8 protein-coding genes and 1 pseudogene are annotated in these 14,205 nt (G+C 42.8%); 3 read left to right on the top strand and 6 right to left on the bottom strand.

Annotated features, from left to right (window positions below):
- Positions 1–62 precede the first annotated feature (62 nt).
- A complete protein-coding gene (locus tag QE422_RS17125) occupies positions 63–2,930 on the top strand; it encodes a pitrilysin family protein (RefSeq protein WP_307461103.1) in 2,868 nt (955 codons plus the stop codon).
- A 32-nt stretch (positions 2,931–2,962) separates the two neighbouring features.
- Here QE422_RS17125 and QE422_RS17120 read toward each other — a convergent pair whose 3' ends face one another.
- The 4 genes from QE422_RS17120 to QE422_RS17105 form a co-directional block, all read right to left on the bottom strand.
- A complete protein-coding gene (locus tag QE422_RS17120) occupies positions 2,963–3,508 on the bottom strand; it encodes a hypothetical protein (RefSeq protein ID WP_307461101.1) in 546 nt (181 codons plus the stop codon).
- A complete protein-coding gene (locus QE422_RS17115; protein ID WP_307461098.1) occupies positions 3,498–4,043 on the bottom strand; it encodes a GNAT family N-acetyltransferase in 546 nt (181 codons plus the stop codon). The genes QE422_RS17120 and QE422_RS17115 overlap by 11 nt, the downstream gene beginning before the upstream one ends.
- Complete coding sequence (locus QE422_RS17110; protein WP_307461096.1) at positions 4,040–5,026, bottom strand: polysaccharide deacetylase family protein; 987 nt, start codon at positions 5,024–5,026, stop codon at positions 4,040–4,042. The genes QE422_RS17115 and QE422_RS17110 overlap by 4 nt, the downstream gene beginning before the upstream one ends.
- A 78-nt stretch (positions 5,027–5,104) precedes the next feature.
- The gene (locus tag QE422_RS17105; RefSeq protein ID WP_307461093.1) at positions 5,105–7,243 is read right to left on the bottom strand and encodes a S46 family peptidase; all 2,139 of its coding nucleotides are present in this window, start codon (positions 7,241–7,243) and stop codon (positions 5,105–5,107) included.
- A 275-nt stretch (positions 7,244–7,518) separates the two neighbouring features.
- On the opposite strand from QE422_RS17105, the gene QE422_RS17100 reads away from it, so the two are divergent.
- A complete protein-coding gene (locus tag QE422_RS17100; RefSeq protein ID WP_307461090.1) occupies positions 7,519–7,974 on the top strand; it encodes a copper resistance protein NlpE in 456 nt (151 codons plus the stop codon).
- A 27-nt stretch (positions 7,975–8,001) separates the two neighbouring features.
- Here the strand turns inward: QE422_RS17100 and QE422_RS17095 are convergent, their stop codons facing one another.
- Together QE422_RS17095 and ligA are read right to left on the bottom strand one after the other, a co-directional pair.
- On the bottom strand, positions 8,002–8,646 hold the full coding sequence (locus QE422_RS17095) for an MgtC/SapB family protein (protein WP_307461087.1): 645 nt from the start codon (positions 8,644–8,646) through the stop codon (positions 8,002–8,004).
- 126 nt (positions 8,647–8,772) lie between these two features.
- The gene (ligA, locus tag QE422_RS17090; RefSeq protein WP_307461085.1) at positions 8,773–10,779 is read right to left on the bottom strand and encodes an NAD-dependent DNA ligase LigA; all 2,007 of its coding nucleotides are present in this window, start codon (positions 10,777–10,779) and stop codon (positions 8,773–8,775) included.
- A 239-nt stretch (positions 10,780–11,018) separates the two neighbouring features.
- Here ligA and QE422_RS17085 point away from each other — a divergent pair.
- A pseudogene (locus tag QE422_RS17085) lies at positions 11,019–14,124 on the top strand (carboxypeptidase regulatory-like domain-containing protein).
- Positions 14,125–14,205: the final 81 nt, after the last annotated feature.

The raw sequence follows: 14,205 nt of genomic DNA, 5'->3' as shown, positions 1-14,205 counted from the left end.
CTTCCTTCACGATTGCTTATCTTTGTGTTCACTCTGAATTGTATGGGTGAAAATTGAGATTTATGATTGAAAAGAAGTTCAAGGAAGAAATTCATACAGATAAAAATAATTACGAATATATAACGGTTTCCCACGACGAAAATAAAGTAAGGATTTACACCTTAAAAAACGGATTAAAGGTTTTCCTTGCCCAAAATGCCGACGCACCGAGGATACAGACTTACATCCCGGTAAGAACGGGAAGCAATAACGATCCTGCTGATAATACCGGACTGGCCCATTACCTGGAGCATATGATGTTCAAAGGGACTTCAAAACTGGGAACCCAAAACTGGGAGAAGGAAAGCGAACTGCTGAACCGTATTTCAGATTTATATGAAAGCCATAAGGCAGAACAGGATCCGGAGAAAAAGAAAGAAATTTACCGTAAGATCGATGAAATTTCACAGGAAGCCAGCCAATATGCTATTGCGAATGAATATGACAAGGCGATTTCTTCACTGGGCGCAACGGGAACCAATGCCCATACCTGGTTCGATGAAACCGTTTATAAGAATAATGTTCCGAACAATGAGCTGGAAAAATGGCTGAAAATCGAAAAAGAACGTTTTTCGGAACTTACTTTACGGCTTTTCCACACGGAGCTGGAATCGGTATACGAAGAGTTCAACAGGGCACAGGATAACGATTCCAGACTGGTGCAGTATGAAATGATGGATGCCCTTTTTCCGACGCATGCGAACGGGCAGCAGACGACCCTGGGAAAGGCGGAACACCTGAAAAATCCTTCCATGAAGGCCATTCACAAATATTTTGATGAATATTACGTTCCCAATAATTATGCGATGGTCCTGGTAGGAGACCTCGATTTCGAGGAAACCATTCAGCTGGTGGATCAGTATTTCGGAGCAATTCCTTACCGGGAACTGCCGAAGAAAACACCTGTTGTCGAACAGCCGATTACCGGAATTGTAAAAAGAACGGTAAAAAGTCCGACTACACCCCGTGTTCAGCTGGCTTGGAGAACGGAGAGCTACGGGACCCGAGAAGCGATATTAGCCGATATTGTTGCCAATATTTTAAGCAACAGGGGAGAAGCCGGATTATTGGATTTAAATATCAACCAGACCCAGAAACTGCTTTGGGGACAGGCTTATTCGGTAGGGCTGAAACAGTACGGCTACTTTTCTATTGTCGCCGTTCCAAAGGAAACCCAGACGCTGGACGAAGCAAAAGAATTGGTACTGGAGCAGGTAGAGCTGGTAAAAAAAGGGGAGTTCCCGGACTGGATGCTTCCTGCCATCATTAACGATTTCAGACTGCAACGGATGAAGTCCCTGGAAACCGCGGACGGACTGGCTACCAATCTTTACGATACCTACATCAAAGGCAGGACGTGGGAACAGGAGCTGAATGAGCTGGACGATTATGAACAGTTCACGAAAGAAGAGGTTGTAGCCTTCGCCAATGAGTTTTTTCAGGAAAATTATGTGATTGTTTATAAGGAAAAAGGCATTAATGAGAAGCTGATCCGGGTGGAAAATCCGGGTATTACACCGATCAAAATAAACCGTGAAGCACAATCGGAGTTCTTGAAAGAAATCCTTGCGGAAAAAACGGAGGATATTCAGCCGGCATTTATTGATTATCAGAAAGAAATTAAAACCGATGCGGTAAAAGGCAAGAAAATAAGTTTCGTTAAAAATAAGTACAATGATATTGCCCAGGTGCACTTTATTTTCCCTTTCGGAAGCGACCATGAACGTGATCTCGGAATCTCGATGCAGGTGCTGCAATACCTGGGAACCGATCGGTATGCTCCGGAAGAGCTGAAGAAAGAATTCTTCAAAATAGGAGTGACGAATGATTTTAAAACCACCAATGACCAGCTTCTAATCTCTTTAACAGGACTGGAAGAAAATATCGAGGCGGGAATTGCCCTTCTCCGGCATTGGATGGAAAATGTACAGCCGGATCAGGAAATTTACAAAGATTTCGTGCAGACGGTCCTGGAAAACCGGGCAGCCATGAAGAAGGACAAAGGCAGGATCATGACGGCACTGACGAACTATACGAAACTGGGAGCTTTTTCCCGCTTTACGGATGTAATTTCCAAAGAGGAACTGGAAAGTTTCGGTGTTGAAGTGTTTACCGACCGGATAAAAAAGTTACTCAGATTTCCATACGAGATTTTCTTTTATGGCAGAAACTTTGAGAATTTCACGGCATACATTGGAGAATATACAGAGCAGGAAACGCTTCAGATCCCTGAACCGAGGAAATATCCCGAGCCGGAAACCGGAGGGAATGTCTATTTTACCAATTACGATATGGTACAGATGGAAATGAGCAAAGTAGGAAAGGGGAAAGAAGTGGTTCCGGAAAACTTTGGGAAAATCAATGTATTCAACGAGTATTTCGGCCGTGGGCTGTCGTCGATTGTTTTTCAGGAAATCCGTGAGAGCAAGAGCCTGGCGTATTCTGCGTATGTTTCTTATGCTGCGAATTCGGAACTGAACCATCCGGATTATATTACGACTTATGTGGGGACACAGCCGGATAAGCTTCAGATTGCCGTAGATACGATGACGGAACTGATGGCTGAACTTCCTGAAGTTCCGGTGCAGTTTGAAAATGCTAGAAATTCGGCCCTAAAGCAGATCGCTTCCCAAAGAGTAACGAGAACCAATATTTTCTTCAATACGTTAAGGCTGAGAAAACTGAACATCCATCATGATTTCAGGAAAGATATTTATCATCAGATCGAAAGTCTGACATTTGAAGATTTAAAAACATTTTACAACCAATACATCAAACCTGTCGATTTCAATACCGCTATCATAGGTAAAAAAGAAAACCTGAACAGGGATGCCGTCGACAAGATGGGAACGTTTAAAGAAGTAAGTCTGAAGGATATCTTCGGACATTAAAAAAAGAGGCTTGGAAAAGCCTCTTTTGTTTTTTACGTCATGGCACAGTCGCCGTCGCCGTCCTGAAATCCGGGGTTGAAGTTTTCAGGAAGATGGCTGATGAGGTTTTTGTGGAACATGTACCTTCTTTCGATATCCCGTTGATGAATGGCCGGGAATTTCTTTGAAGTTTCGATAAGACGGTTTATATCAGTCTGATAGCTGGTCAGTGTTATCACTTTATTTTTTAAGATATAATAACTGAGAAAATCGATAAATCGTTCCGGCTCTGCTGTTGAAAAGACATACGGGATTTTTAAATGGCCGTCCCGTAAAAGCAGAAGCGAACCGGTAACCAGCTCATTATTTTCATTAAAGATTTTGATCCAGAAATACCGGAACTGCTCCGAATAACTTGAAAACAGGTAGTTCTCATCTTTCAGCTTTCCTTCGAGCACCCAGGGATGGTCGATGAGACCGTTTATTTCGGCCGCATTACGGTTGCTTTTAAACTGAGAAATAAAAATGTTGCTTTCCTCATCGATTCGGTTCAGGATTTCAAACCGGAAATCCGGTTTTTGAGCAAAACTATTTTTCACTGAAACCAGTGAATTGATCAGTGAATCTGCAACCCCGGAAAACAGGCTGTACAGGTTTTGTCTTAGGCTTTTTAGACGGAATTATATGCGCGAGATCCGTTCTGAAATAATATCTTTTTCCGTGCTTGGACTGTATATATTCAAAAACGCCCATTTTATTATACAGGCCTTCTGCTTCTTTGGTAAATTCGGTGATGGCGATATTTCCGTTATACTCTTCAAACGCTTTATTCAGTAGGCTTTGGGCAATCCTTTTTCCGCGGAATTCATTGCTGATGAACAGCGTGCTCAGCCAGGCGTAACGGAAGGTTTTTCCCTCTGTTACAAACTGGTCGGGAAAGCAGCCCAGGTAGCCCGCCAATTTATCGTCATCAAAAGCAAGGATCAGTAATGTCTGATCTTCGTTTGCTTTCGGATTGTTGATATGGGAAACCGCGCGGTGCTGAGTTATCGGAAGAAAATCGTATTTTTTGTAATCGCCGGATGATACAAATGCTTCGAGCTGTTTTTTATTGAACGTTTTCAGATGGATCATGGTCTTACAATTTTGTTTTTATTCAACATTTTTTTCAATCTGAAATAAGCGATTTCTTTTTTCAGAATCGATTCGGCCGGGTTACCGTTTTCCATAGGAACTCTCTGAAAGTTTCTTTCCGCACTATCGAGTTTTACGCCGGCAGATCCGAAAGTGCAGAAGATATCTTTGTTCTTAAACAGACGGTCGAAAAATTCTTTTTTCACTCCAAAATCGGTGAAGGGAAAAGCAAAGCTTTCATACAGGAATCGGTGCTGTTTCAGATAACGAAATGTTTTATCCGTAGTTTCCAGCTGTTGGCCGACGGATAGCTCGTGATACAAAGGGTGATCCCAGCTGTGGGAAGAGATGCCGAATCCTTTTTGGGTCAGACTTTCGAGCTGATTGAAAGTCAGGTATGGTTGCTGCTGCTGCAAAAATGTACTGAAATCGACTTCCAGAATTTCAGCCAGCCGGTCCAAAAGGTGCTGCTGTAAATAACCGATCTTCAAAATATGATTTGTCGGGTTGCTTTTAGATTGCAAAACCTTGAAGATCTCAGGATTGATTTTTTTACTGTCCTTTAAATTTTCAGCCAGCAGGCTTGCCTTGCATCGGAACATCAGATTTTTATTATCAATGAATTCCGGGTTGATAAAGTTGGTGGCATAGATGCCCTTCCGTTCCAGAATGGGCATCACAACCTCATAAAACTCCCTTAATCCGTCATCAAATGTAAGCAGTGCAATTTTCTTTTTAGGCCGGAAATTACCATGCACAAAATCTTTAAATTCCTCCCAGCTGACAAACTGGAAATGTTTGCCTAAAAAATCAAGATCCTGCTCAAACTGTCTAGTATTTTTATACGGAATAATGTTTCTAAGATGTGGAAGGTTTTCATCGGAAACACAATGGTAAACGGGCAGGCAATAGTCCAGAGGAAATGTGTCTGCAATATTTTCACTTTCAAAATTTGACAAAAAATTGATGATTCCGTTTTTCATTCAGATGTTAAAAATAAAAAAGAATCTATTTAAATGGTTGAAATATTTAAATAGATTCTTCAGATATGTTGTTAAAATTTACTTTACAATCTTCATTTCATCCACCAGCCATTTGGAATCGGCAAATTTATCGATGATGAAAAGAATATACTTCGTATCTACCATAATGTTCCGGCTGAATCGCGGATCGTAATTGATATCGCTCATTGTACCTTCCCACTGACGGTCGAAGTTCAGTCCTACCAGGTTTCCGTAGGCATCAAGGGCCGGGCTTCCGGAGTTTCCGCCGGTGGTATGGTTGGTCGCCGTAAATCCTACCGGAACGTCACCTGTTTTGTCTTTATACACGCCGAAATCTTTTTTGCTGTACAAGTCAATCAGTTTCTTCGGAACATCAAATTCGTAATCTCCCGGTACATATTTTTCCATCACCCCTGCCAGGTGCGTCTGATAGTTGTAGGAAACGGCATCTCTCGGTGAAGAACCTTTTACTTTTCCATAGGTTACCCGAAGGGTAGAATTGGCATCCGGGAAGAACTTTCGGTCTTTATCCGTCTTCATTTGTTGTGCCATATAGGTTTTCTGCAGGGCATCAATTTTAGTCTGCAATGAAGCAAACTGCGGATCTGCTTTCGTCATATACGTGTCTCTCATCGACAGGTAAAGCTGATAAACAGGATCTTTTTTAATGGTTTTGATTAGCTTGTCCTGATTAGAGAAAGCCTTATCAATATCTTGGCTCAATGAAGCACCATTTACTTCGCTTCTTCCTGTAATCACGGAGTTTTTGGAGATATCTTCGATGGTCTGGATATTCTTGGTCTCGTTTTTATATTGATCAAATCCGGACGGCAGGAATTGTGGTGCTGTTTTATTGGTGTAAAGGGCCAGTAATTTGGCTGTTACTTTAGCGTCCAGCTCCGCATTGTAATCTTTGTAGAAAGAAGTCAGCCTGTTCTTGAATGCTGCTGTACTTTTTTCGTCTGCTCTTCCGGCTTCCACGGCGGTAATGTATCCGTAGTACAGATTGGCCAGCATCAATGTTTCCGCATTTCTGATGGTTTCAGAATAATACGCATTGTTTAAAGCATAAGGAGCCTGCTCCGTGTATAGCCTGTTCAGCTGATCGATGGTGGATTTGATCTCCGGATTTTTAGCAGCTAACGAATTCTCATACGCCACTTTTTTCTGTACGGCATTGGATTTTTTCAATCCTTCCACTTCACCGATCCATTTTTTCCAGTAATTGGCTACTGAAGCATATTTTGAAGCATATTGGATCCGCGTGGCAGCATCCGTACGCATTTTTTCATCCAGTGTTTTTAATGCAACGTCCCGTACTGCAATTCTGGCAGGATCAATTTCCGTCATGATCTTTTCAACGGCGATCGCCGGAAGGTATTCCGTAGTTCTTCCCGGGAATCCGAAAACAAAAGTGAAATCATTTTCATTTTTATCTTTGATGGAAACCGGAAGGTAGTGCTTCGGAACATACGGTACGTTATCTTTGGAATATTCTGCCGGTTTGTTGTTTTTATCGGCATAAATCCTGAACATGGAGAAATCCCCGGTATGTCTGGGCCAAACCCAGTTATCCGTATCGGAACCGAATTTTCCGATGCTTTGCGGCGGTGCCCCCACCAGACGGATGTCCTTGAATGTTTCTATCGTATACGCGTAAAACTTATTCCCATAATACATGGACTTTACGGAAATCGACTGATACGGCTCGGTTTTCTGGGAGTTTTTATAGACCTCGATATTTTTGGCAATCTGCTTAGCCAGTTCCGGCTCCTGAAGATTATCTGTTCCCTGCAGTATCTGAGGGGTAACTTCTTTGATGTCGACAATAAAATCTACTGTCAATCCCGGATTCGACAGTTCGCCTGTCATATTTTTAGCCCAGAAACCATTGGATAAAAGGTCGTTCTGAACCGTAGAATGCGCCTGGATCTGTCCGTATCCGCAGTGGTGGTTGGTCAGCAGAAGACCTTTAGGCGAAATAATTTCTGCCGTACACCCGCCGTTGAACTGCACTACAGCATCTTTAATGCTGGGTTTCTGCGGATTGAAAATGTCTTTGGCCGAGATCTTCATTCCTAAATCTTTCATCTCCTTTTCATTAAGCTCTGTCGGAATCCACATTCCGCCGTATTGCTGTGCAAACGTCATTACAGCCGGCAAAAGAAATACAGATAAGAGTATCTTTTTTGTCATAATCAAAATTTTGTCCCAATTTACGAAGAAAATTTCAGCTTTAAGAGGTTAAAGTTCCGGGTTAAATTTACAGATGAACTGAACTCGATTTAGACTTCGGATTGAAAGGCTGGAAGAGGGATGCTGGATGCTGGAAGTTTATAGCTCGAACCTTAGCCCGAATTTTGAACCTTGAATTTTGAATTTTTCGTTTTCCCCCGGCTTAATTTTTGCTGCTGAAAAAGCATTCAACACCAAAATCACTCATTATGAAACACCCGATGCAAATACTAGGCATGGCTGCCATTACACTTTTAGCTTCCTGTACCCAGAAAGATAAAAATCCGGAAATTGATGTCACGGCAAAGTCGGATCCGATGGCAATCCAGGCTCCTGTTGACAGTACCGATACGACAACTTCAGCAAAAGGCGATACGTCCGAAAATGCTTTGGACTGGGCGGGCACCTACGAAGCGGTGGTCCCATGCGCAGACTGCCCGGGAATAAAAACGGATTTAACATTAAATAAAGATAAAACCTTCAGCATTACCGAAGAATACCTCGAACGAAACTCCAAAAATCAGGACAAAGGAAGCTTTGAATGGGATGCCGCCGGAAAAGTGATTACCCTGAAAGGAAAAGATTCCAATTACAAATACAAAGTGGGCGAAAATACCTTAACCCAGCTGGATATGAGCGGTCAGCCGATCGACGGTCCGAATAAGGATTTATATGTATTTAAAAAGAAATAATACAAGAGGCTTGAGGCCTCTTTTTTATTAAAATTCATAACTGATGATTTTTTTGTCCTCCATTAAGGTTTCCGTGAGAGCCTGATGGTGTGCATTTTTTCCGACAATGATCCAGGAAGTAGTCAGTTTTCCCTGCTCGTATTTCTGTTTTGAGATCATGAACCTCAGCTGGTATTTCTTAAAGATAGCTTCACAATGGCTCAGGTCATGATAATCCGCAATTGCTATGGTATACTCCCGGATTTTATGTTCCCGGTCAATCAGCTTTTCAAAGCGGGTTAGAGAGCTTAAAATGATCAGCACCAGCAGCGTTCCCAAAACGGCCAGGTAAACATAGCCGGAACCTACCGCCATCCCGATGGAAGCCGTTGCCCAGATCGTGGTTGCCGTGGTGATCCCATCGATCTTATTATCTCCCTTAAAAATAACGCCGGCCCCCAGAAAACCGATTCCGGTAATGATGTTGGCCGCAATACGGTCGGGATCATCCACACCGATCTTGATTGAAAGAACCGTAAAAAGGCAGGAGCCGAAACAGATCAGGATAAATGTACGCAGCCCAGCTGATTTATTCCGGTATTCGCGTTCGGCACCGATCAGGATTCCGAGAACCACGGAAATGAAAATAAGCAGCAATTCGTTCTGAATCGAATGATCATTTAAAAATTCCATTGTTAAAATCTTTACTTCTCACCTAAAGGTACATGAAAAAAAGCAGTTGTTTTATGACTGTAATTATTTTTGATAAAAAAGACTGCCTTGTGAAAGACAGTCTTTATTGATATATTGTTTAAACTTTTATTGTTTTTCCACGAGATCCAGAAACTGCTGTTCATCCAGAATCTCAATAGTTCCTATAGTCTGTGCTTTTTTCAGCTTGCTGCCGGCTTTTTCGCCAACCACTAAGTAATTTAGGTTTTTAGAGACCGCAGAAATGTTTTTTCCGCCATGCTTCTCAACCATTTCTTCTGCGGCTTCCCTTGTAAATAGAGATAATTTTCCGGTAAACAGAAACGTTTTTCCATCCAAGACATTAGACAGAACTTCATTGGTGCTTTCCCCTTTTTCAAGCTGAACGCCGTAAGATTTCAGTCTTTCCAGCATCAGGATATTTTCAGAATTATGAAGGAAATCGTAGAGGCTAATAGCGATTTTGGTACCGATGTCTTCTACCTGGCAAAGCTCTTCGACGGTTGCATTTTTCAGCTCTTCGATGGTCGGAAAATTTTTCACCAGCTTTTTGGCAACAGTTTCCCCCACATGCTTAATGCCGATGCCGTACAACACCTTTTCAAACGGGATTTCCTTTGATTTTTCAATTCCTGAAATAATATTCTGAGCGGATTTCTCTGCCATTCGTTCCAGTGGAAGAAGCTGTTCTTTTGTCAGGACGTAAAAGTCGGCCGGGTTTTCAATCAGCCGTTCCCGGTAAAGCTGTTCGATGGTCTCGCTTCCGAGGTTTTCAATATTTAAAGCTTTCCTGGAAACGTAATGGATCATTCTTCCCACCACCTGCGGCGGGCAGTGGAGTTCGTTCGGGCAGAAGTGGATTGCCTGGTCTTCGATTTTTACCAGTTCCGTTCCGCATTCCGGACAATTTTTGATGTATTCAATCTCCCTGCTTTCCTCCGTTCTTTTTTCCGGATTCACGGCAACGATTTTCGGGATAATTTCACCGCCTTTTTCTACATACACAAAGTCATGCTCATGCAGATCCAGCTTTTTGATGATGTCTTCGTTATGCAGTGATGCTCTTTTTACAATCGTTCCGGCCAGTAGAACAGGTTTCAGGTTGGCCACGGGGGTGATCGCTCCCGTTCTTCCGACCTGGTACGTCACTTTATCCAGCTGGGTTTCCACTTTTTCGGCTTTAAATTTATAAGCCATGGCCCATCGTGGGGATTTTGCGGTATAGCCAAGCTGTCTTTGCTGTTTTAACGAATTTACTTTCAGAACAATACCGTCGATTTCAAACGGCAGGTTGTGCCTTTCGAGATCCCAGAAAGTAATAAATTCCTGTACTTCAGCCATAGTCTTGCACAATCTGGCCTGTTGAGAAGTTTTAAAGCCCCAGGATTTGGCCTTTTCAAGAAGCTCCCAGTGCGATTCGGCAGGAATTTCTTCTGAAATATACTGATACAGCACGGAAGACAGTCCGCGTTTCCGCACTTCACCGCTGTCCTGCATCTTCAGGCTGCCGCTGGCCGTATTTCTTGGATTCATGAAAGGATCCAATCCGTCCTCTTCACGCTGTTTATTGATCTTGTCGAAGTTTTTCCGGGTTAAATAAATTTCGCCCCGCATAAAAAAATGTTGTGGAAAATCGCCTTTCAGCTTCAGCGGGACATCCGAAATGGTGCGGACGTTCGCCGTGATTTCATCCCCCTGGAAACCATCGCCGCGGGTAACCGCCTGTACCAGCTTTCCGTTTTCGTACAGAATGGAGATCGAAGCCCCGTCGTATTTCAGCTCGGCTACAAACTCTACCGGCCCGTCGGTGGTTTTGATGATCCTTTTCTCCCAGTCTTCAAGATCGTCAAAATCATAAGAGTTGTCGAGGGAATACATCCTGAATTTGTGCTGAACCGTCGGGAAAACCTTGGTAATGCCGCCGCCAACCCGCACCGTAGGGGAATTTTCGTCATAGAATTCAGGGTGCTTGGCTTCCAGATCACGGAGCTCTTCCAGCAGCATGTCGAAATCATAGTCTGAAATCGTCGGCATATCGAGGAGATAATAATTTTCGTTGTGCTGGTGAAGCTCTTTGCGGAGATCTTCTATTTTCTGTTGGATATTTTCAGGCATTGGGTTTCTGTCTTTTCAGCAAAAATAACTAAATCCGACGTAAAAAATAAGACAATTACCCATTCTGAGAAAATTAAAAAGACGTAACATATTTCAACCGGCTGAGTATCTACCGGATAAATTTGTTGTTAAAATTTATTTAACATAATGTTCCTATATAATTTAAAAAATGTTAAAACTCCCTTAAACAGAGGATCCTGAAACTCAAAATACCTTTGCATGCAGCTAATTTGAAAAAAATGAAAAGAGTAAAAATTGTATTGGGACTGTTGTTCCTGAGTTTCGGGACACTGGCGTATGCGCAAACTACACAGGCTTCCATTACCGGTAAAGTAACCGGTATCGGCAAAGCACCGCAGGAAAAACTGAAAGTAACGATCATTAATGAATCCACAGGGTTCAGAACAGAAACGGAAACGAATTCCAAAGGGGAGTACATCTTCAAGGAAATTCCTTTAGGCGGCCCTTACACCGTAATCGTAAATGACGAAAAAAGAGAAGGCTACAACGTGAACTTCGGAGACCAGGTAACGGTAAATATGGACCTTGGCAACGAAAAATCCATTGAAGAAGTAGTGGTCATAGGAAACCTGAAGAATAAGATCGGAAATTTAGGAGCCGCTACCGCAATCACCACAAAAAATATGGGGATTTTGCCGGTGAACGGAAGGAATTTCGCCAACCTGGCTGAACTTTCTCCTCTTAGCGGTAAAAACGGGAGTATTTCCGGGCAGCTGGGTTCTTCTACGAACTTTACCATTGACGCGGATGACGGCCAAAAACCCGACTTCCGCCGGTGCAACAACAAGCCGAAGCGGTGCCCCGTTTTCTATTTCCATTGAAGCGGTGCGGGAATTTAAGGTAACTACCAACCAATATGATGTTACGTTGGGAAGAAGCGGGGGTGGAACCATCAGTGCCGTTACAAAATCCGGGACCAACAAATTTTCGGGAAGTGCCTGGGAATACCTGAGAACCAACTGGCTTTCGAGTCCTTATGACATCCGGGGGAATAAGAGAAATGTGGATTTCTCAACTTCTCAGTTCGGATTTTCTTTAGGCGGGCCGATCATTAAGAATAAACTGCACTTCTTCGTTGCATGGGACCACCAGCTGGATTCCAGGCCGTTACAGATCGCAGACATCCAATCGCATGAAGATGAATTGAGACTGAACACCACAACAGCTACTTTAAATAAATTTTTAGATGTTGCCAGAGCGAAATACGGCGTATCCAACAGCCCTCAGTTCGGAAGCTTCGATAAGGTAAGAAATTCCGATGCTGCCTTTTTACGTTTAGACTGGCAGATCAATGAGAAAAACTTATTGACGCTGAGAAACAATTTTACCTATGATTTAAATAAAAACGGGTTGGCAGACAACACCGCCATCACTGCATTTGAATCGTATGGAAATGATAAAAACCTGGACAACAGTTTATTGTTGACGTTGAGATCCAACTTGAAGCCGAATATGACCAATGAATTGAAGGCGCAGTATCTTTACACGTCCCAGGACAGTTACCAGAACGATCAGCTGGGACATCCGGTACCGAGAGCTATTGTGGAAAATATTGTTACGAGTATCGAAGGAAAAGATAGGGCAACCAACATCCAGATCGGGGGACACCGTTTCGCGCAGGAAAGCTTCAGAAACAATGTATTCCAGCTGGTAGATAATTTATATTATAATACCGATAAAATTAAATATACTTTCGGGGCGGATCTGATGTACACCATGGCCAGATCGGTTTACGGAAGTGAAGTGAACGGAAGGTTTCATTTCAGGGAGAATCCTGCGCAGACCGGCGATAACCTGTATAATTTCAACAACCAGATTGCTTACCGGTTTTACAGGGAAGTTCCTCTGATGGATGACCCGTCTGTAAAATCGAATATTTACAACCTTGGGGTATACGGTCAACTCCAAACGAAAGTGGCTAAAGGACTTGATTTAATGGCCGGCTTACGATTGGATTACGGCGGTTATCCTAAAGCCGGATTCAACCAGAAGCTGTATGATGAAATGGGAATCCGAACCGATAACCAGATCAAATCGTTCATCATTCAGCCAAGATTCCAGTTTGACTGGAACATCAATGAAGGAAATAAGGACTTCTTAAAATTCGGAGCCGGTATTTTCTCATCTGACATCAACAACTATATGATCATCAATAACTTGGTATTTGATGGAAGACATTTGGCAACCGTAGATGTGAATCCTTCACAAATCGGCCTGAAACCGGATTTCATCAGCTACCGAAACGATTACGGAACAGTTCCAACCCTTTCCCAGTATCAGCTTCCGACCATCAATTATACCGGAAAAGATGCAAAAATTCCGGTAGTTTATAAAGCAAATATTTCCTACACGCATTTCTTCAACGAAAGATTCAGGGCAGGAGTTGCCGCTTACATGGCCTTGGGAAGAAACAACTATTTCTATTACGACAGGAATATGGTGGCCAATCCCAATTTCACGCTGGATAATGAAGGCGGAAGAGGGGTATTTGTTCCGGCAGCAACCATCGCCGCCAACGGAACTCTAAACTGGAAAGAAGGAAGAATCAACAAAAACTTTGGAAGAGTATTGGAATTGGTAAGCGACGGAAAAGTAAACCAGTATTCTTTTGTAGTGGATACCAGTTACCGGTACTGGAAAGACGGGGAAATTACGGCGAGTTATACCTGGGCGGATATTAAGGACAATACTTCCTACAACGGAAACGTAGCCAACTCGGCGACATTATCCACACCAGTGGCAAGTGATCCGAGAAATCTGAGAATGTCTTATTCTGATAACCAGTTCAGGAATAAAGTGGTGATTTACGGAAATTCACCGACGATTGCCGGATTTACCCTCGGGATCAGATATGCAGGAATGGGCGGAACCCGTTTCTCCGTACTGGCGGGAGGAAATGTAAACGGGGATTTTGTGGATTCCAATGACCTGGCCTATATTTTCCCGAACCTTACCCAGACTTTGATTGATAATCCCGAAGTTGGAACGGCACTGAAAAATTACATTACCGATTACAACAATAAAATTGCGGAAAGAAACGGCGGAAAGAACGGCTTCTACGGAATATGGGATGTTCGGGTGGCGAAGAAGATCAAATTTGAAAAGATCGGAGCCTTTGAACTTTCAGTGGATATCTTCAATGTAGCCAACCTGCTGAATAAAGAATGGGGGGTCAACAAATCCTATAGCAATATGTCGCTGTACAGAATTACAGGATTTGACCAGACGACCAAGCAGTTTAAATATAACCTGAATACCAGCGGACTGGAACCGTTAACAGGAAATCCGTACCAGATCCAGATCGGAGCAAAGTACACGTTCTGATAACGTGAATGGTGAATGGTCAATAGTGAATGGTGAATGTTTAACAATGAAATTTTAAAAAGTAAATTAATCAAATTCACC

This window comes from Chryseobacterium sp. SORGH_AS_0447 (genome assembly GCF_030818695.1).
In the GTDB taxonomy this organism is placed as follows: domain Bacteria; phylum Bacteroidota; class Bacteroidia; order Flavobacteriales; family Weeksellaceae; genus Chryseobacterium.
The sequence above is the reverse complement of the archived record's forward strand: the minus strand, read 5'-3'. Positions and strand labels throughout refer to the sequence as shown.

Coding starts and splice junctions, on each gene's coding strand:
- QE422_RS17110 (WP_307461096.1), bottom strand. CDS start 5,026: ATGAAAAACGGAATCATCAATTTTTTGTCAAATTTTGAAAGTGAAAAT.
- QE422_RS17095 (WP_307461087.1), bottom strand. CDS start 8,646: ATGGAATTTTTAAATGATCATTCGATTCAGAACGAATTGCTGCTTATT.
- QE422_RS17125 (WP_307461103.1), top strand. CDS start 63: ATGATTGAAAAGAAGTTCAAGGAAGAAATTCATACAGATAAAAATAAT.
- QE422_RS17100 (WP_307461090.1), top strand. CDS start 7,519: ATGGCTGCCATTACACTTTTAGCTTCCTGTACCCAGAAAGATAAAAAT.
- QE422_RS17115 (WP_307461098.1), bottom strand. CDS start 4,043: ATGATCCATCTGAAAACGTTCAATAAAAAACAGCTCGAAGCATTTGTA.
- ligA (WP_307461085.1), bottom strand. CDS start 10,779: ATGCCTGAAAATATCCAACAGAAAATAGAAGATCTCCGCAAAGAGCTT.
- QE422_RS17105 (WP_307461093.1), bottom strand. CDS start 7,243: ATGACAAAAAAGATACTCTTATCTGTATTTCTTTTGCCGGCTGTAATG.